The sequence below is a fragment of the Paracoccus acridae genome, assembly GCF_014642735.1.
Taxonomy (GTDB): domain Bacteria; phylum Pseudomonadota; class Alphaproteobacteria; order Rhodobacterales; family Rhodobacteraceae; genus Paracoccus; species Paracoccus acridae.
Window position 1 is genome coordinate 253,345 of record NZ_BMIV01000004.1, and the last position, 18,317, is coordinate 271,661.

The window sequence follows — 18,317 nt, forward strand, 5'->3', positions numbered from 1 at the left end:
GGGCGGGCCTTACTGGGCGATCCGATACAGATCCTTGGCATACCAGGCATTCGTTACGTTTTCCGTGGGAATGCCCTTGATCGCCGGGTTGATCATGTCGACCTTGGAATAGTGATAGACGAAGGCCGCGGGCACTTCCTCGGCCAGGATCTCCTCGGCCCGCTTGTACAGCGGCGCGGTATCCTCGGCCGTCTTGGAATCCGCCATCAGCTTGTCGTATTCCGCGTTCGACCACTTGCCCGAGTTGTAGCCGTCGGTGCGGAACCAATCCAGGAAGGTCGTCGCCTCGTTATAGTCGGCGCACCAGGCATAGCGGGCCATGTCGAAATCCTGGTTCTGCATCCGGTCGGTATGCACCTTCCATTCGACATTGTTCAGCGTGATGTTCACGCCCAAGGGCTTCCAGAACTGCTGCGCGGCGATGGCCAGCTTCTTGTGGTTTTCGTCGGTGTTGTATTGCAGCGACAGCGACAGGGGATTGTCGGGGCCATAGCCCGCCTCGGTCAGCAGGGCGCGGGCTTTCTCGGTCCGTTCCTCCTGGGTCATGGTGGCGATTTCTGCATCCGGGGCCTGGAAGCCCTCGGTCGCCCAATGGGTCCAGCTATAGGCGGGCTTCTGGCCGCCTTGCAGCACCTGGTTCACGATGATGTCGCGGTTCAGGCCCAGCGTCAGCGCCTGGCGGACGCGCACGTCCTTCAGCGCCTCGGGGCCCTTGTCGGACACGTTGAAGACATAGGCATAGGAACAGGAATACGGGATCGAGATCGCCTGGTCGGGATATTCCTGCGACAGGCGCGGATACTGGCCCGCCGGGATCTGCACGCGGTCCAGTTCGCCCGCCAGGTAACGTGTCAGGCCGATATTGTTGTCGTTCACGGTGACGCCGCGCACGGTTTCCATCACCACGTTTGCGGCATCCCAATAGTTCGGGTTCTTCACCATGGTGATGTCCACGCCAAGGTTGTGGCTTTCCAGCATGAAGGCGCCGTTGCCGACCAGGTTGCCGGGCTGCGTCCAGGCGTCGCCATGCTGTTCGACGACCTTTTGCGGCACCGGGAAGGTGGTGGCGTGGGACAGCGTCTTCAGGAAATAGGGGGTGCGCGTGGTCAGCGTGACCTCCAGCGTCTTGTCGTCCACCGCACGGACGCCAAGCTGGTCGGGCGTCATTTCGCCCGCGATGATCTGGGTGGCGTTCCGGATGTTCATCAGTTCCAGGAACCAGGCGTATTCGGACGCGGTTTCGGGGTTCACCGCGCGCTGCCAGGCATAGACGAAATCCCCCGCCGTGACCGGATCGCCGTTCGACCACTTGGCGTCGCGCAGGGTGAAGGTATGGGTTAGCCCGTCGTCGCTTTCGGTATGGCTTTCGGCGACGCCGGGGATCATTCCGCCGGTCGCGTCCTCGTTCATCAGCCCCTCGAACAACTGGCGCAGCACGTCCGAGCCTTCGACATCGGTGTTCTTGGCCGGATCCAGCGTCTTGATCGCATCCAGCAGCCAATAGGTATAGGTCTGGCTGTCGGCCAGCGTCTCGCCCTCGGCGGGCTGGACAGCTTGGGCGGGCAGGGCCAGGGCGGCCAGAAGGGCGGTTGTGGTGAACAGCTTGGACATCGGCGTCTCCCCTTGTCGATGAAGGCTTTTCGCTTGCGCGCAAGGCACCCAGACTAACGGAACATGGATGCGGGTAAAGATTGGATCATGCGCGCGGTGGTTGCATCTGCGTGAGCGAACAGGCAGCGCATGGGGCCGTGCCCAAACGCTTGCACCTGAAAAACAGTCATTAATCTGACCCTTGGATCGGTTCAGCCGATGGTGGCGACGTGGCGTCACATGCAATCACTGAGGGAGGCGATGGCACCCTGATCGCAGCAGGGGCTGTGCAGGCAGCCTGCCGGATCAAGCGGCCGCCGCCGACAGGCTCCGCCGGCATCGAAATTCTTGACCGGTTTTTCTGCATCGCGCATACCCGCCGAGTAACGAACAAACGGTCAAAAGGCCAAAAAAGGCCGACCCTTGGGGGAGACTTCTTCATGAACGGCCTTTTGGCCCTTTCGCGCGGCATCGACCGCGTCAACACCGTGATCGGCAGGAATGTATCCTGGTTGATCCTGCTGGCGATCTTCGTCAGCGCGATCAACGCGATCATCCGCAAGGCGTTCAGCGTTTCGTCGAATGCCTGGCTTGAACTGCAATGGTATCTTTACGGCGGCGCCTTTCTTCTGGCCGCGGCCTATACGCTGCTGGAAAACGAACATATCCGCATCGACATCCTGTTCGGCACCTTGTCGCGCCGCGTGCAACACTGGATCGAGCTTCTGGGCCATATCTTCTTCCTGATGCCGATGGTCCTGCTGACGCTGTGGCTGACCTGGCCCTGGCTGGCGCGATCCTATCGCACCGGAGAGATGTCGATGAACGCGGGCGGCCTGATCCTTTGGCCCGCCAAGGCGCTTCTGTTCACGGGCTTCCTGCTGCTGCTGTTCCAAGGCATTTCCGAGATCATCAAGAAGATCGCCGTGATGCGTGGGATCATCCCCGATTACAACGCCCCCACCGGCCACCACGCGCCGCTTGATCTGGACGAGGAACTGTTGAAGCAGGCGGGCTTTGCCGATCCCAATCACCCGCTGACCGACATTCCCGTCGACAAGACGCGCGAGGATGCCCGCAAATGATGGAACTCATCGCGCAGAACATGGCGCCGATCATGTTCGTTTCGCTGATCGTCTTTCTGCTGATCGGCTATCCCGTCGCCTTCGCCCTGGCGGCGAACGGCCTTCTGTTCTTCGTCATCGGGGTGGAGCTTGCGCCGCTGTCGGGCGGGTCCATCAACCTTTCCTGGCCGCTTCTTGGCGCGTTGCCGGACCGCTTCTTCGGGGGGGTCGTCGCAAACGAGACGTTGCTGGCCATCCCCTTCTTCACCTTCATGGGGATCGTTCTGGAAAAATCCGGCATGGCCGAGGATCTTCTGGACACGATCGGCCAGCTTTTCGGCCCGATCCGTGGCGGCTTGGCCTATGCTGTGATCATCGTGGGCGCGCTTCTGGCGGCGACCACCGGTGTCGTCGCGGCATCCGTGATCGCGATGGGCCTCATCTCTCTGCCGATCATGCTGCGCTATGGCTATGATCGGCGGATCGCCTCGGGCACCATCGCGGCATCGGGGACGCTGGCGCAGATCATCCCGCCGTCGCTGGTGCTGATCGTGCTGGCGGACCAGTTGGGCCGGTCGGTGGGCGACATGTACAAGGGCGCGATGATCCCCGGCCTGGTGCTGACCGGGTTCTACATGCTCTATATCTTCGTGGTCTCGATCATCCGGCCCCACTATCTGCCCGCGCTGCCGAAAGAGGCGCGGACCCTTGGGTCGGGCGTCACCTCGCTGATCGTGGCCCTGGCGGTCGCGGGCGGGATCTTCTGGCTGACGACCCGCTGGCTGGGTCCGGCCCATGCATCCGACGCGCCGATCTGGGGCCTCGTGATCGCGGTGACGGTGATCTATGTCGTGGCGCTGCTGGACAAGGCCACCGGCATCAACATGATGTCGCGGCTGGCCCAGCAGGTCATCATCGTGCTGATCCCGCCGCTGGCGCTGATCTTCCTGGTGCTGGGCACGATCTTCCTGGGCATCGCCACCCCGACCGAGGGCGGCGCGATGGGCGCGGTCGGCGCGCTGTTCATGGCGGGCATCAAGAAGCGCCTGTCGATGGACGTGATCCGCCAGGCGCTTTACGCCACGACGCGGCTGTCGGCCTTCGTGATGTTCATCCTGATCGGGGCGCGGGTCTTCTCGCTGACCTTCTATGGCGTGAACGGCCACATTTGGGTCGAACACCTGCTGACCTCGCTGCCGGGGGGCGAATACGGCTTCCTGATCGTGGTGTCGATCATGGTGTTCCTGCTGGCCTTCTTCCTGGACTTCTTCGAACTGGCCTTCATCATCGTGCCCCTGCTGGCCCCCGCGGCCGAGGCCTTGGGCATCGACCTGATCTGGTTCGGCGTCATCCTGGGCGTGAACATGCAGACGGCCTTCATGCACCCGCCCTTCGGCTTTGCGCTGTTCTACCTGCGGTCGGTGGCGCCCAAGGGCGAATACATCGACAAGGTCACGAAGAAGCGCATGGCGCCGGTCAGGACCGGGCAGATCTATTGGGGTGCCGTGCCCTTCGTCTGCATCCAGCTGGTGATGATCGGCGTGGTGATCGCCTTCCCCGGCATGGTCATGCACTACAAGGGGGCGCCGGTGGACACATCGAACATCCGGCTTGAAATCCCGGCCGGAGGGATGGGCGGCAGCAGCGGCGGCTTTGGATCGCTGGGCGGCCTGGGTGCGCCCTTTGGCCAGCAAGCACCCGCCGACGGCGGCACCACGGCACCGTCGGGCGGTCTGGGGGGCACGCCCCCAAGCCTTGGCGCACCTCCGCCGGGGCTTGGCGCACCGGCCGCGCCTGCCCCCGCAGCCCCGGCCGAGCCGCAGCCGGCACCCGCCCCCGGCGGCTTGGGCCTGGGCGGCCCGCCGCCGGGTCTTGGCGGCAGCAACTGACAACGAAAGGCCGGGTTCGACCCGGCCTTTTTCTTTCCGTCGCTTTCTTTGGGAAGCGCCCATGAAAAAACCGCCGCGGATGATCCGCGGCGGTTCTGTCCTGTCAGAACGATCTCAGCCCTGGGTGGGGGCCAGCTTGCCGTTGCGCTGCTGGATCATCATGAAGGTATCGAAGGTGTATTCCGCCGTCTGGTTGTACAGGTACCAGTCGTCGCGGAACTGCAACTGCGCCTCGTATTGCCGCTTGAAATGCTCGTTCTGGGCGGACAACTCGGCATAGACCTCGTTCGCGGCGGTGAAGGCCGCGTTCATGATCTCTTCGCTGAAGGAGCGAAGCTGCGCGCCCGACGCGGCCAGTTCCTTCAGCGCGCTCGGGTTGCGATAGTCGTACTTGGCCAGCATGTTCTGGTCGGATGCCTGGCAGCAGGTCCGCAGCAGTGCCTTGTAATGGGCGGGCAGCTCGTCGTACTTGGCCTTGTTGATGAAGAGGCTGACCGTCGGCCCGCCTTCCCAGAAGCCCGGGTAATAGTAATAGGGCGCGACCTTCTGGAAGCCCAGCTTGTTGTCGTCATAGGGCCCGACCCATTCGGCGGCGTCGATGGTGCCCTTTTCAAGCGACGGATAGATGTCGCCGCCCGCGATCTGCTGCGGCACGACGCCCAGCTTCTCGACCACGCGCCCGGCCAGGCCCGAGATGCGCATCTTCAGGCCCTGCATGTCGGCGACGGTGTTCACCTCCTTGCGGTACCAACCGCCCATCTGGACGCCGGTGTTGCCGGCGGGGAAGGCCACAAGGCCGACCGTTTCCAGGAACTGGTTGTACTGGTCGATGCCGCCGCCGTGATAGTTATAGGCAGCCTTGGCGCGCGCGCTGAAGGTGAAGGGCAGGTCGGCGCCGCAGGCGAAGGCCGGATCCTTGCCCCAGTTGTAATAGCCCACCGAATGGGCGCATTCCACGGTGCCGTCGCCTGCCGCGTTGATGGCGTCCAGGCCCGGCACGATTTCGCCCGCGGCGAAGACCTGCAGGTTGAACTTGCCGTCGGAAGCTTCCTTCAGGCGCGCCGAGATCTCCTCTCCGCCGCCATAGATGGTGTCCAGCGACTTCGGAAAGGACGACGCCACGCGCCAGTTGATGGTGGGCGCCTCCTGGGCGATCGCGGGCGCTGCCAGCGTGGCGCCGGCTGCGGCGGCGACACCGCCGACCGAAGCCGTTGTCAGGAACGACCTGCGGTGCAGCGTCTTGGAATCTTTCATGAACTCTCCTCCGATAGGGCTGTCGGGATGGCCTCCCACGGGTTCCCGGCCCGAATGGGTCGCAGTTTAGTGCTTGTCTGCCGTCTGTCGAGTAGTCTGCGGCACCGCCACGCAAAAAATAAGGCCGCCCGCGCGGAACGCGGACGGCCCTGCGACCCGAAGGGTGTGGATCAGCGCAGGATGCTGCGGCCTGCGTATTCGGCGGTGGCGCCCAGCATCTCCTCGATGCGGATCAGCTGGTTGTATTTCGCAAGCCGGTCGGACCGGGCAAGGCTGCCGGTCTTGATCTGGCCGCAGTTGGTGGCGACCGCCAGATCGGCAATGGTCGCGTCCTCGGTCTCGCCCGAGCGGTGGGACATCACGCTGGTATAGCCGTTCCGGTCGGCCAGGCGCACGGCGTCCAGCGTTTCCGACAGGGTGCCGATCTGGTTGACCTTGACCAGCAGCGAATTGCCGCAGCCCTTGGCGATGCCTTCGGCCAGACGCGCGGGATTGGTCACGAACAGGTCGTCGCCGACCAACTGCACGGTGCCGCCCAGACGGTCGGTCAGCAGCTTCCAGCCGTCCCAGTCGTCCTCGGCGCAACCATCCTCGATCGACAGGATCGGATAGTCGGCGCACAGCGCGGCCAGATAATCCACATTCTCGGCCGAGGTCAGGGACTTGCCCTCGCCCGCCATTTCATACTTGCCGTTCCTGAAATATTCGGTCGAGGCACAATCCAGCGCCAGAATGATGTCGTCGCCGGGCTTGTAGCCGGCTTTCTCGACCGAGCGCAGGATGAAGTCCAGGGCGTCGCGGGCCGAGGACAGGTTCGGCGCAAAGCCGCCCTCATCGCCGATCCCGGTCGAAAGGCCTGCCGCCGACAGTTCCTTCTTCAGCGTGTGGAACACCTCGGACCCCATGCGCACGGCGTCGCGGATGTTGTCCGCGCTGACCGGCATGATCATGAATTCCTGGATGTCGATAGGGTTGTCGGCATGTTCCCCGCCATTGATGATGTTCATCATCGGCACCGGCAGGATCCGCGCGCCCGTGCCGCCGACATAACGATACAGCGGCTGGTTCGTCGCATCCGCCGCGGCCTTGGCCACCGCCAGCGACACGCCCAGGATCGCGTTCGCGCCCAAGCGGCCCTTGTTCGGCGTGCCGTCCAGTTCGCACATCATTGCGTCGATGGCGCGCTGTTCGGTCGCATCCTCGCCGATCAGGTTCTCGGCGATCTCGCCGTTCACGGCGGCCACGGCCTCCAGCACGCCCTTGCCCATGTAGCGGGCCTTGTCGCCGTCGCGCTTCTCGACCGCCTCATGCGCGCCCGTGGATGCGCCCGAGGGCACGGCCGCCCGGCCCATCGTGCCGTCTTCCAGCGTCACGTCGACCTCGACGGTCGGGTTGCCGCGGCTGTCCAGGATCTCTCGCGCGAAGATGTCGATGATGGCGGTCATGGGTGCCCCTCCGTTGCCTGATGTCGGCGCCTTCATAGCTGCCGCCGGGTCAGGCCGAAAGCGGCAATTTCAGGGCTGCTCGATCTCGGCCCAGATGGGCAGGTGGTCGGACGCGTCGCGCGCATTGGCCCCGGTAAAGACGCCCTGACGCAGCAGGGTCAGGTGCTGGGACATGGCAATGCGGTCGAACCGGAACTGCGGCAAGGGCGCTGGATAGGACGGCCCCGGCGCGATGACCCGAAAGCCCGCCAGCGATTCCAGCCCCCGGCTGTCGTGCCATTCGTTGAAATCGCCCATCAGCACGATGTTGTCGTCCGCGATCCGCGCGGCCTGGGCCGTGATCCGCGCCAGTTGCGCGCGCCGCGACGACCGGGCAAGCCCCAGATGCACCCCGATCACCGTCAGTCTTGGCAGGCGCAGGACCACCGCCCCGCGCGGCTCGATCCCTGGAAGGGGCAGGCGGCGCAGCACCGCCTGTTCCGCCAGATCCGGGCGCATCAGGATGGTCTGGCCGTGCCAGCCAAGCGAGTTTTCGCCCGTCGTCGCCATGTTCGCGGGCACCAGCCCGGTGGCCTCGCGGATCAGCCGGCGGGGCAGGGCCTCGGGGCGGGCGCCCAGGCGGAAATCGACCTCTTGCAGGGCGATGATGTCGGGCCGCAGGGCGGCAATGACGGCAAGGTTGCGTTCCGGCGCGTGCGGGCCGGTCAGGCCCCGGCATTTGTGCAGATTGTAGCTTGCCAGTCTCAACAAGAACATGCCGCCTTTCGTGATCGGCGCAGGATAGCCAGGGGCAGGGTGGCCGCAAGGGCCTGGGGCGTCATGGGTGACGCAGTGCCCGCGTTTTGATCAGGTGCCGCAGAAGGTCTGATGCACGATCTGTTCCGCAAGGGGCGCATGGGCCAGGTCGTCCCATTCCGAACGCGCGTCGCGCGGATGCGTCACGGCGTCGAACAGGCGGCGGAAGGGGCCAAGATCGTCGGCCACCGCTGCGGCGATGGCTTCCTCGATCCGGTGGTTGCGCGGGATGCGGACCGGGTTCGCATGACGCATCAGGTCCGGATCGGGGCCTTGGGCCTGCCAATCCGCCGCCCAGGCGTCGAAGGCATCCCGGTCGATGAATTCGTCCCGCGCGCGACCGTCGGCTAGGCCGGCGAAAACCCGGGTGAAATCGGCACGCTGCTGGGCCATCATGGTCAGCAGGCGCTCGGCCAGGGGTTGCACGTCGGCGGCTTCGGTCAGGCCCAGCTTTTCGCCGAAGCGGCGGCGCCAGGCAGCCTGATAGATCGGCGCGAAGCCGTGAACCGATTTCGTCGCGGCCTCGATGGCGGCGTCGCGTTCGCCCATCAGGGGGATCAGGCAGGTGGCAAGCTGCGCCAGGTTCCAGACGGCGATCTGCGGCTGCTGCGCCCAGGCATAGCGCCCGCCCCGGTCGATGGACGAAAACACCGTGTCGGGGTGATACACATCCATGAAGGCGCAGGGGCCATAGTCGATGGTTTCCCCCGACACCGCCATGTTGTCGGTGTTCATCACGCCATGGATGAAGCCAAGCGCCATCCAATGTGCAATGGTTTCCGCCTGCCGGGCGACGACGTGATCCAGCAAGGACAGCGGGCCGTTCGCCGCGGGATAATGGCGGGCGATCACATGGTCGGTCAGGGCGGCAAGCGCGTCTTCCTGTCCCCGGACCGCGAAATACTGGAAGGTCCCGACGCGGATATGGCTGGCGGCCACGCGGGTCAGCACGGCGCCCGGCAGGCCGCTTTCGCGCCAGACCGTTTCCCCGGTTGCGACGGCGGCCAAGGCGCGCGTGGTGGGCACGCCCATCGCGTGCATGAATTCGCTGACGACATATTCGCGCAGCACCGGCCCCATCCAGGCCCGCCCGTCGCCCCGGCGCGAGAAGGGGGTCGGCCCGCTGCCCTTCAGCTGGATATCGAAGCGCGCGCCGTCGGGGGCCACGACCTCGCCCAGCAGCACCGCGCGGCCGTCGCCCAGTTGCGGGACAAAGCCGCCGAACTGGTGGCCGGCATAGGCTTGGGCGATCGGGTCCGCCCCCTGCGGCACGGCATTGCCCGCCAGCATCGCCACGCCCTCGGGGCCGGAGAGCCATCCGGCATCCAGGCCCAGCCTGCGCGCAAGCCCCTCGTTCAGCGCCAGAAGCTTGGGCTCGGCCACGGGCGTAGGGGCCACGCGGGCAAAGAAGCCTTCCGGCATACGGGCATAGCTGTTGTCGAAGTGGATCATCGGGGTCTCCTTCGTTCTTTACATAGGGCGGGTCTGCCGCATTGCCAGACCGCGCCCTTGCACGACCGAAACCAAGCGCGTATCGCATTCCCTTGAACAGGAGCCTGACCCATGAAATTTCTTGACCTCGCCAAAGTCTATATCCGCTCGGGCGGCGGCGGCGCGGGCTGCGTGTCATTCCGGCGCGAGAAGTTCATCGAATATGGCGGCCCCGACGGCGGGGACGGCGGCAATGGCGGCGATGTCTGGGCCGAGGCGGTCGAGGGCCTGAACACCCTGATCGACTTCCGCTATCAGCAGCATTTCTTCGCCAAGTCCGGCCAACACGGCATGGGCAGCCAGATGACCGGCAAGTCGGGCGAGGACATCACCCTCAAGGTGCCCGTCGGGACCGAGATCCTGGAGGAGGACGAGGAAACCGTCATCGCCGACCTGACCGAACCCGGCCAGCGTGTGCTGCTGGCGCGCGGCGGGAATGGCGGCTGGGGCAACCTGCATTTCAAGACCTCGACCAACCGCAGCCCGCGCAACGCCAATCCCGGCCAGCCGGGGGTGGAACGCACCATCTGGCTGCGGCTGAAGCTGATCGCGGATGCGGGCCTGGTGGGGCTGCCGAATGCCGGGAAATCGACCTTCCTGGCCGCCGTGTCGAACGCCCGGCCCAAGATCGCGGATTATCCCTTCACCACGCTGCACCCGAACCTGGGCGTGGTGGGCATCGACGGATACGAATTCGTCATGGCCGACATTCCCGGCCTGATCGAGGGCGCGAGCGAGGGCAGGGGCCTGGGTGACCAGTTCCTGGGCCATGTCGAACGCAGCAACGTGCTGCTGCATCTGGTGGACGGAACCTCGGAAGATGTGGCGGCCGACGCCCGCACCATCCTGACCGAGCTTGAGGCCTATTCCCCGGTGCTGATGGACAAGCCACGCGTGACGGCGCTGAACAAGATCGACGCCCTAGACGACGACACCATCGCCGAACGTCGGGCCGCGCTGGAGGCCGAGATCGGCGGGCCGGTGCTGCTGATGTCGGGGGTGGCCAAGCTGGGCGTGACCGAGGTGCTGCGGGCGCTGTGGACGCAGATCGAGCCGACGCGGCGCAAGGCCAAGGACGAACCCGAGGCGCCATGGCAGCCGTAAGCCCATCGCTGACGCAGGCGCGGCGGCTGGTCGTCAAGATCGGCTCGGCCCTGCTGGTGGACGAACAGGGCTTGCGCGGCGACTGGCTGCGCGGCCTTTGCGACGACGTGGCCCTATGGCGCGGGCGGGGCTGCGACGTGGTGCTGGTGTCCTCGGGCTCCATCGCGCTGGGACGGCGGGTGCTGGGCCTGCCGGGGGGCGCGCTGCCGCTGGAACAGGCGCAGGCCGCCGCCGCCGTGGGCCAGATCCGGCTGGCGCGCGCCTATGAGGAAGCGCTGGCCCCCCATGGCGTGACCACCGCGCAGGTGCTGCTGACGCTGGAGGACAGCGCTGACCGCCGTCGCTATCTGAACAGCCGGGCGACCATGCAGACGCTGCTGGGCCTGGGCGTCGTGCCCATCGTGAACGAAAACGACACGGTGGCGACGGACGAGATCCGCTTTGGCGACAACGACCGTCTTGCCGCCCAGATTGCCGTGACCTGCGGCGCGGACCAGTTGCTGCTCTTGTCGGACGTGGACGGGCTTTACACCGCCAATCCCAAGACCGACCCGACCGCCCGCCACCTGCCAGTGATTGAGGCCCTGACGCCCGAGATCGAAGCCATGGGCGGCGACCCGGTATCGGGCCTGTCCAAGGGCGGCATGAAGACCAAGCTGATGGCCGCGCGCACCGCGATTGCCGGGGGCTGCGCCATGGCGATTGCCGAAGGGTCGGTGATGCGCCCGCTATCGGCGGTGGCGAGTGGCGCGCGGTGCAGCTGGTTCCTGCCCGAAAGCGATCCCCAGCTTGCCCGCAAGCGCTGGATCGCCGCAATGAAGCCCAAGGGCGCGCTTGTCGTGGACGAGGGCGCGGTCGAGGCGCTACGCCGGGGCAAGTCGCTGCTGCCGGCGGGCGTGCGCACCATCGTGGGCGATTTCGGCAGGGGCGATCCGGTGGCGATCACCGGCCCCTCGGGCGAGACGCTGGCCAATGGCCTGACCCGCTATACCGCCGACGAGGCGCGGCGCATCGCGGGCCACCGGTCCGACCGAATCGAGGCGATCCTGGGCTACACCGGCCGCGCCGCCTTGGTCCATCGCGACGACATGGCCTTGTAGGGATCGCGCCTCGCCTGCGGCGACGGCTGATTGCCCATCAGGATGAAGGCAAGCCCCGGCCACAACAGCCGGGGCGTTTCGCATGGTTCAGGCGGCCTTCTTGCCGGCGCCGAAGCGGTCATAGAAGGACTGCCCGCTTTCGGCCATGTCGCGCAGCATCTGCGGGGCGGCGAAGCGTTCGCCATGTTCGGCCGACAGCCTGTCGCAGATCTCGACCGCGCGGGCCGCGCCCAGCATGTCCAGCCAGGCGAAGGGACCGCCCGTCCAAGGCGCGAAGCCCCATCCCAGGATCGCGCCGACATCGCCTTCGCGGATGTCCTCCAGCACGCCTTGTTCGAAGGCACGCACGGCTTCGAGGGTTTGCACGAACATCAGCCGGTGCTGGACCGTGGTCAGGTCCGGCTGATCGTCCGACTGCGGATAACGCGCGGCGAGGCCGTCCCACAGACCCTGCCGCTTGCCGTCGTCGCCATAGGCATAGAAGCCCGCATTCGACTTGCGGCCCAGGCGGCCTTGGTCGGCCATCCAGAACAGCACCTCGTCCACGTTTCCGTCGGGATAGGCATCCCCCATGGCCGTGCGGGTGGCCTTGGCGATCTTCACGCCCAGGTCGATGCTGGTTTCATCGACCAGTTGCAGCGGACCCAGCGGCATCCCCATCATCTTGGCCGCGTTTTCGACCAGCACAGGGCTGACCCCCTCGGCCACCAGGCGGATGCCTTCGTTGATATAGGGGATGATGCAGCGGTTGGCATAGAAGAACCGCGCGTCGTTGACGACGATCGGCGTCTTGCGGATCTGGCGCACGAAATCCAGCGCCTTGGCGACCGCGCGCGGGCTGGTCTGCTGGCCCTTGATGATCTCGACCAGCATCATCTTGTCCACGGGACTGAAGAAGTGGATGCCGATGAACTGCTCGGGCCGGGCGCTTGCCTTCGCCAGGTCGCTGATCGGCAGGGTCGAGGTGTTGGTGGCGAAGATCGCGTCCTGCGGGATCACGGCCTCGGCCCTTTTCGTGACCTCGGCCTTGATGGCGGGATCCTCGAACACGGCTTCGACGATCAGGTCGCAGCCTTCAAGCGCGGCGTAATCGGTGGTGGCGGTGATACGGCCCAGAACCTCGGCCTTCTTCTCCTCGGTCGATTTCTTGCGGCTGATGGCCTTGTCCAGCAGGCCTTCGGAATAGGTCTTGCCCTTGTCGGCGGCCTCCTGCTTCGCGTCGATCAGCACCACCTGGATGCCTGCCATGGCGCTGACATAGGCGATACCCGCGCCCATCATCCCGGCGCCGAGGATGCCGACCTTCTTCACCGACCGGTCCGGTGCCTCGGGGCGGTTCGCGCCCTTTTCCAGCGCCTCCTTGTTGATGAACAGGCTGCGGATCATCGCCGTGCTGGACGGGTTCATCAGCACATTGGTGAACCACCGCGCCTCGATCCTGAGCGCGGTATCGAAAGGCACCTGCGCCCCTTCATAGACCGCCGAAAGCAGCGCCTTGGCCGCCGGATAGACGCCCATGGTCCTGCCGTTCACCATGGCGGATGCGCCCACGAAGGTCATGAAGCCCGCCGGGTGATAAGGTTCGCCCCCTGGCATTTTGTAGCCCTTCTGGTCCCAGGGCTTGACCAGATCCGCGTCCTTGGCGTTCAGCACCCATTCGCGCGCAGCGGCGACGGGATCGGCCACCACCTCGTCTATAAGGCCCGCGGCCTTGGCCTTCTTCGGGTCCGACAGCTTGCCTTCCAGAAGGTATGGCGCGGCCGCCATGGCGCCCAGCTTGCGCGACAGGCGGATCGTGCCGCCGCCGCCGGGAAAGATGCCGACCATGATCTCGGGCAGGCCGATCTTGGCCTTGGGGTTGTCGGCTGCAAAGATGCGATGCGTCGCCAGCGGCAGTTCCAGCCCGATGCCAAGCGCCGTGCCGGGCAGCGCCGCCGCCACGGGCTTGCCGCCCTTGAGGGTCTTGGGGTCCATGCCCGCGCGCTCGATCTTGCGGAGGGCATGATGCAGCGTCATGATCCCGTCGAAGACCTGCTGCGCGCCGCCCCCCTTCATCTGTGCGATGACATTGAGGTCCATCCCGGCGGCAAAGTCCTTCTTGCCGCTGGTGATGACGATGCCCTTGACCGCCTCGTCCGATAGCGCGTCGTCGATCAGGGCGTCCAGTTCGGCCGCACCCTCCAGCGACAGCACGTTCATCGACTTGCCCGGCACGTCCCAGGTGATGACGGCGACGCCGTCGGCGTCCTTTTTCATGATGAAGTCAGTCATGTCCGCAGCCTCCCTCAGACGCGTTCGATGATGGTGGCGGCGCCCATGCCGGACGCGATGCACAGCGTCGCAAGGCCCACGGTCTTGTCCTGCCGTTCAAGCTCGTCCAGCAGGGTGCCGATGATGATCGCGCCTGTCGCGCCAAGCGGATGGCCCAGTGCCATGGCGCCGCCATTGACGTTCACCTTGCCCGGATCGACCTGGAAGGCCTGCATGAAGCGCAGCACGACGGCGGCGAAGGCCTCGTTCACCTCGAACAGGTCGATGTCGCCGATGGACATGCCGCTGTCTGCCAGGATCTTCTCGGTCACCGGAACCGGGCCAGTCAGCATGATGGTGGGATCGGTGCCGATCTTGGCCGTGGCACGGATGCGGGCGCGGGGCTTCAGGCCATGGGCCTTGCCGAATTCCTCGTTCCCGATCAGCATGGCGGCGGCGCCATCGACGATGCCGCTGCTGTTGCCGGCATGGTGGATATGCTCGATCCGGTCCAGATGCGGGTATTTCAGCATCGCGACCTTGTCGAAGCCGGGCATCACCTCGCCCATGTCCTTGAAGGCGGGCTTCAGCTTGGCCAGATCCTCCATGGTGGTGCCGGGCCGCATGTATTCGTCATGGTCCAGGATGGTCAGCCCATTCTGGTCCTTGACCGGCACGATGGACCGGGCAAAGCGCCCTTCCTGCCAGGCGCGGGCGGCGCGGTTCTGGCTTTCCACGGCCAGCTTGTCGGCTTCCTCGCGGGTAAAGCCGTATTCGGTGGCAATGATGTCGGCGCTGATGCCTTGCGGGACGAAATACTGGTTCATCGCCACCGTCGGATCGACGGCGATGGCCGCCCCGTCGCTGCCCATGGGGACGCGGCTCATCATCTCGACGCCGCCGGCGATATAGCCGCTGCCCGCGCCCGCCTTGACTTGGTTCGCGGCCAGATTGACGGCCTCCATCCCGCTTGCGCAGAAGCGGTTGATCGACAGGCCGGGAATGCGTTCGTCCAGATCCGAGGCCAGGACCGCCGAGCGCGCCAGACATCCGCCCTGTTCCTTGACCTGGGTGACATTGCCCCAGATCACATCCTCGACGGCGTTGCCTTCCAGTCCATTGCGGTCCTTGACGGCGTTCAGCAGGCGGGCGGACAGAGCCAGCGAGGTGACTTCGTGCAGGCTGCCGTCGCTGCGGCCCTTGCCGCGCGGGGTGCGGGCGGCGTCATAGATGAATGCGTCGGTCATGCGTCCTCCTTGGGCGCCCGGTCCGATGGATTGCCGGGCATCAGGTCATAGGGGTGTTTCCAGCCGGGCAAGTCGGCGATCGCGGCCAGCCAGCGGTCGATATGGGGCCAGTCCTTCCGGTCAAAGCCGAAGGGCTCAGGATAGAAGAGATAGGAACAGCAGGCGACATCGGCAATCGTGGGGTCCGCGTCGGCGACCCAATCCCGCGAGGACAGATGGTCATCCAGCACCCTGTAGGCTGCCTTGAGCCGACCTTGCAGATATTCCGCCGCCCCGACCGGCCGTCTGTCCGCAGGCAGGAAGTTCAGAAGAAAGCGCGCCGGACCTGCCTGCCCGGACAGCTTGTGGTTGTCGAACATCAGCCAACGCAGGGTTTCATTGCGGTCGCTGCCCAGAAGCCTGCCGGTGCGTTCGGCGATATGCATCTGGATCACGGCGGACTGGGACAGGACCAAATCGCCCTCGCGGAAGACCGGAACCTCGCCCATTGGGTTGATGGCCCGAAAGGCGGGGGTGCGAGCCTCTCCGTTGAAGAAGTCCACGTAAACGGGCGTCCAGTCATAGCCGGCCAGTTCCATGGTCAGGGCCGCCTTGTAGGCATTGCCGGATTCGCCAAAGCACCAGAGTTGCGCGGTCATCCTGTTCCTCCACCGCCGGGGGCTTCGCGCCCCCGGACCCCCGCGGGGTATTTTTGCAACGAAGAAGGCGCGGATTAACCCTTCTTCAATCTAAAGGCGTTTATCATGGCCTTACGGTACAGGCTGGGGAGCCGATGACCGTCAACGGAGAAGTCGTCCCGGTTCTTGGCTGAGACATGCCGGACCGACCGGAAGGAAGGAGGGGCCGGGACGCATCCGCTTCTTCGTTGTCCAAATACCCACTCCGACCCTGCCTTCTCACACGCCGCTTCAGAATGCCTCTGCCTCAAGCTCCATGACAGGGGCCGCGCCGGACTGGATGCGCGCCAGATGCGTCGCAGTCATCGGCAACTGCCGCTTCATGTAGTAACGTCCGGTCGCAAGCTTGGTTTTCAGGAACGCTGCGTCGCCCTTGCCTGCGTCAAGCGCCTCTTGCGCGGCGACGGCCATCTGCGCCCACATGAAGCCCAGCGTCACGTGTCCGAACAGGTGCATGAAGTCATAGCTGCCCGACAGCGCGTCGTTGGGGTTCTTCATGCCGCGTTCCATGAAGAACATGGCCGCCGTTTGCAGATCCTTCGACGCGGCCTTCAGAGGCGCGATGAAATCGGCGGCCAATGAGCTTTCGCCGTGCCGCTTGCAAAAGGACTTCACCATCTCGAAGAAGGCCATGACATGCTTGCCGCCGTCCTGCGCCAGCTTGCGGCCCACCAGATCCAGGGCCTGCACGCCATTCGCGCCCTCGTAGATCATGGTGATGCGGGCATCGCGGACGAACTGCGACATGCCCCATTCCTCGATATAGCCGTGGCCGCCATAGACTTGCTGGGCCAGCACGGCCGTCTCGAAGCCCTTGTCGGTCAGGAAGCCCTTGATCACCGGGGTCAGCAGGGACACGAGGCCTTCGGCATCGGCGTCGCCATTGTGGCCCTTGTCGATCAGATGCGCCCCCCACAGCGCCAGCATGCGGGCGCCTTCCAGGAAGGACTTCTGGTCCATCAGCGAACGGCGGATGTCGGGATGGACGATCAGCGGATCGGCCGCGCCCTGGGCATTGACGGGGCCCGTGACCGCGCGGCCCTGCAGGCGGTCCTTGGCATAGGCGACGGCGTTCTGATAGGCGGGCACCGCGCAGGCATAGCCCTGCAGGCCGACACCAAGCCGGGCTTCGTTCATCATCGTGAACATCGCCCGCATCCCCTTGTGCAGGTCGCCCAGCAGCCAGCCTTTCGCGCCGTCATAGTTCATGACGCAGGTCGAGTTGCCGTGGATGCCCATTTTTTCTTCCAGCTTCCCGACGGTCACGCCATTGCGTTCACCCAGCGATCCATCCGGGTTCACCAGGAACTTCGGCACGATGAACAGGCTGATGCCCTTCGTACCCTCGCCCCCGCCAGGGGCCTTGGCCAGTACCAGGTGGATGACGTTTTCCGCCAGGTCGTGATCGCCGGCCGAGATGAAGATCTTCTGCCCGGTGATCAGATAGCTGCCGTCGTCCTGCGGCTCGGCCTTGGTCCGCAGCATCCCCAGGTCGGTCCCGCAATGCGGTTCCGTCAGGTTCATGGTGCCCGTCCAGTCGCAGCCGACCATCTTCGGCAGATAGGTCTGCTTCTGTTCGTCCGTCCCATGGGCGTGGATCGCAGAATAGGCGCCATGGGTCAGGCCCTGGTACATGTTGAAGGCCATGTTGGCCGACACGAACATCTCGCCCGTCGCGACGCCCATCACATAGGGCATCCCCTGGCCACCGTATTCCGGGTCGCAGTCAAGCGCAGTCCAGCCGCCTTCCTTCACCGCCTGGAAGGCCCGGTCGAAGCCATCGGGGGTGCGAACGACGCCATTCTCCAGCCGGCAGCCCTGCTTGTCGCCCACGGCATTCAGCGGCGCCAGAACCTCGGCCGCCAGCTTGCCGGCAGCTTCAAGAATGGCCTCGGTGAATTCGGGTTCCAGATCCTCGTGGCCCGGCAGGCCCGATTGCGACAGCTTCAGCACGTCATGCAGCGCAAACTGCATGTCGCGGACAGGCGGGATGTAAATCGTCATGGCTTTACCCTGTGGTCGTGTCGTTGGACGCGGCGGCAAGACGGGTTTCTGCATCGGAAAGCTGGGATCTGAGATCGACGATCGCCTCGCTCAGCTCAGCATATTGGCGTTCCATGTCGGCAAGGCGCTGCCGTCCGACCGAGATGGTCGCGGCGATCTGTGCCTTGTTCGTGCCGCCCGGCTCGTAGAGTTCGAGCAGCTGGCGGATTTCCTCGAGACTGAAGCCGAACCGCTTGCCGCGCAGGATCAGCGTCAGGCGTGCCCTGTCCCGGCGGTCATACAGGCGATGCTGCCCGCGACGTTCGGGAAAGATCAGCTCGCGCGCCTCGTAGAAGCGCAGCGTGCGGGGGGTTACGCCGAACGCATCGCACATCTGGCGAATCGTCATCAGCTCGTCGGACATGGAT

Annotated in this window: 14 protein-coding genes; 4 read left to right on the forward strand and 10 right to left on the reverse strand. The window is 65.3% G+C overall.

The annotated features are described in order from the left end of the window. Positions 1 to 9: 9 nt before the first annotated feature. A complete protein-coding gene (locus IEX25_RS08460; protein ID WP_103171189.1) occupies positions 10 to 1,611 on the reverse strand; it encodes a peptide ABC transporter substrate-binding protein in 1,602 nt (533 codons plus the stop codon). A gap of 419 nt (positions 1,612 to 2,030) precedes the next feature. On the opposite strand from IEX25_RS08460, the gene IEX25_RS08465 reads away from it, so the two are divergent. Together IEX25_RS08465 and IEX25_RS08470 are read left to right on the forward strand one after the other, a co-directional pair. Next, positions 2,031 to 2,675 (forward strand): TRAP transporter small permease subunit, encoded by a 645-nt coding sequence (locus IEX25_RS08465; protein WP_103171188.1) that lies wholly within the window; start codon positions 2,031 to 2,033, stop codon positions 2,673 to 2,675. After that, positions 2,672 to 4,543 carry a TRAP transporter large permease gene (locus IEX25_RS08470; protein ID WP_103171187.1) on the forward strand — a complete coding sequence of 624 codons (1,872 nt, stop codon included), beginning with the start codon at positions 2,672 to 2,674 and terminating at the stop codon, positions 4,541 to 4,543. The genes IEX25_RS08465 and IEX25_RS08470 overlap by 4 nt, the downstream gene beginning before the upstream one ends. Before the next feature lie 114 nt (positions 4,544 to 4,657). Here the strand turns inward: IEX25_RS08470 and IEX25_RS08475 are convergent, their stop codons facing one another. The 4 genes from IEX25_RS08475 to IEX25_RS08490 all read right to left on the reverse strand — a co-directional run bounded on the left by IEX25_RS08475 (position 4,658) and on the right by IEX25_RS08490 (position 9,489). Then, on the reverse strand, positions 4,658 to 5,779 hold the full coding sequence (locus IEX25_RS08475; protein WP_103171320.1) for a TRAP transporter substrate-binding protein: 1,122 nt from the start codon (positions 5,777 to 5,779) through the stop codon (positions 4,658 to 4,660). Positions 5,780 to 5,967: 188 nt separating this feature from the next. Beyond that, complete coding sequence (eno, locus tag IEX25_RS08480; protein WP_103171186.1) at positions 5,968 to 7,242, reverse strand: phosphopyruvate hydratase; 1,275 nt, start codon at positions 7,240 to 7,242, stop codon at positions 5,968 to 5,970. Between the two features lie 69 nt (positions 7,243 to 7,311). Continuing rightward, entirely contained in the window at positions 7,312 to 7,998 is a 687-nt protein-coding gene (locus tag IEX25_RS08485; protein WP_103171185.1) for an endonuclease/exonuclease/phosphatase family protein, read from the reverse strand. A gap of 90 nt (positions 7,999 to 8,088) precedes the next feature. Further along, entirely contained in the window at positions 8,089 to 9,489 is a 1,401-nt protein-coding gene (locus IEX25_RS08490) for a protein adenylyltransferase SelO (protein ID WP_103171184.1), read from the reverse strand. 111 nt (positions 9,490 to 9,600) lie between these two features. Here IEX25_RS08490 and obgE point away from each other — a divergent pair, with 111 nt between their 5' ends. Together obgE and proB are read left to right on the forward strand one after the other, a co-directional pair. Continuing rightward, on the forward strand, positions 9,601 to 10,632 hold the full coding sequence (gene obgE / locus IEX25_RS08495; RefSeq protein WP_103171183.1) for a GTPase ObgE: 1,032 nt from the start codon (positions 9,601 to 9,603) through the stop codon (positions 10,630 to 10,632). After that, the gene (proB, locus tag IEX25_RS08500; RefSeq protein WP_103171182.1) at positions 10,620 to 11,732 is read left to right on the forward strand and encodes a glutamate 5-kinase; all 1,113 of its coding nucleotides are present in this window, start codon (positions 10,620 to 10,622) and stop codon (positions 11,730 to 11,732) included. The genes obgE and proB overlap by 13 nt, the downstream gene beginning before the upstream one ends. Before the next feature lie 87 nt (positions 11,733 to 11,819). On the opposite strand, the gene IEX25_RS08505 is transcribed toward proB, so the two are convergent. The 5 genes from IEX25_RS08505 to IEX25_RS08525 all read right to left on the reverse strand — a co-directional run bounded on the left by IEX25_RS08505 (position 11,820) and on the right by IEX25_RS08525 (position 18,313). Next, complete coding sequence (locus IEX25_RS08505) at positions 11,820 to 14,003, reverse strand: 3-hydroxyacyl-CoA dehydrogenase NAD-binding domain-containing protein (RefSeq protein WP_103171181.1); 2,184 nt, start codon at positions 14,001 to 14,003, stop codon at positions 11,820 to 11,822. Between the two features lie 14 nt (positions 14,004 to 14,017). Continuing rightward, complete coding sequence (locus IEX25_RS08510) at positions 14,018 to 15,229, reverse strand: acetyl-CoA C-acetyltransferase (protein WP_103171180.1); 1,212 nt, start codon at positions 15,227 to 15,229, stop codon at positions 14,018 to 14,020. After that, the gene (locus IEX25_RS08515; protein ID WP_103171179.1) at positions 15,226 to 15,867 is read right to left on the reverse strand and encodes a glutathione S-transferase family protein; all 642 of its coding nucleotides are present in this window, start codon (positions 15,865 to 15,867) and stop codon (positions 15,226 to 15,228) included. The genes IEX25_RS08510 and IEX25_RS08515 overlap by 4 nt, the downstream gene beginning before the upstream one ends. A 270-nt stretch (positions 15,868 to 16,137) precedes the next feature. Next, positions 16,138 to 17,910 (reverse strand): acyl-CoA dehydrogenase C-terminal domain-containing protein, encoded by a 1,773-nt coding sequence (locus IEX25_RS08520; protein ID WP_103171178.1) that lies wholly within the window; start codon positions 17,908 to 17,910, stop codon positions 16,138 to 16,140. Between the two features lie 4 nt (positions 17,911 to 17,914). Beyond that, positions 17,915 to 18,313, reverse strand: a complete 399-nt coding sequence (locus IEX25_RS08525) for a MerR family transcriptional regulator (protein WP_103171177.1) — start codon at positions 18,311 to 18,313, stop codon at positions 17,915 to 17,917. Between the last annotated feature and the right edge of the window lie 4 nt (positions 18,314 to 18,317).

What these genes read in the sequence shown, in the direction of transcription:
- IEX25_RS08460 (WP_103171189.1), bottom strand. Translation starts at nt 1,611, where the DNA reads ATGTCCAAGCTGTTCACCACAACCGCCCTTCTGGCCGCCCTGGCCCTG.
- IEX25_RS08465 (WP_103171188.1), top strand. Translation starts at nt 2,031, where the DNA reads ATGAACGGCCTTTTGGCCCTTTCGCGCGGCATCGACCGCGTCAACACC.
- IEX25_RS08470 (WP_103171187.1), top strand. Translation starts at nt 2,672, where the DNA reads ATGATGGAACTCATCGCGCAGAACATGGCGCCGATCATGTTCGTTTCG.
- eno (WP_103171186.1), bottom strand. Translation starts at nt 7,242, where the DNA reads ATGACCGCCATCATCGACATCTTCGCGCGAGAGATCCTGGACAGCCGC.
- IEX25_RS08485 (WP_103171185.1), bottom strand. Translation starts at nt 7,998, where the DNA reads ATGTTCTTGTTGAGACTGGCAAGCTACAATCTGCACAAATGCCGGGGC.
- IEX25_RS08490 (WP_103171184.1), bottom strand. Translation starts at nt 9,489, where the DNA reads ATGATCCACTTCGACAACAGCTATGCCCGTATGCCGGAAGGCTTCTTT.
- obgE (WP_103171183.1), top strand. Translation starts at nt 9,601, where the DNA reads ATGAAATTTCTTGACCTCGCCAAAGTCTATATCCGCTCGGGCGGCGGC.
- proB (WP_103171182.1), top strand. Translation starts at nt 10,620, where the DNA reads ATGGCAGCCGTAAGCCCATCGCTGACGCAGGCGCGGCGGCTGGTCGTC.
- IEX25_RS08505 (WP_103171181.1), bottom strand. Translation starts at nt 14,003, where the DNA reads ATGACTGACTTCATCATGAAAAAGGACGCCGACGGCGTCGCCGTCATC.
- IEX25_RS08510 (WP_103171180.1), bottom strand. Translation starts at nt 15,229, where the DNA reads ATGACCGACGCATTCATCTATGACGCCGCCCGCACCCCGCGCGGCAAG.
- IEX25_RS08515 (WP_103171179.1), bottom strand. Translation starts at nt 15,867, where the DNA reads ATGACCGCGCAACTCTGGTGCTTTGGCGAATCCGGCAATGCCTACAAG.
- IEX25_RS08520 (WP_103171178.1), bottom strand. Translation starts at nt 17,910, where the DNA reads ATGACGATTTACATCCCGCCTGTCCGCGACATGCAGTTTGCGCTGCAT.
- IEX25_RS08525 (WP_103171177.1), bottom strand. Translation starts at nt 18,313, where the DNA reads ATGTCCGACGAGCTGATGACGATTCGCCAGATGTGCGATGCGTTCGGC.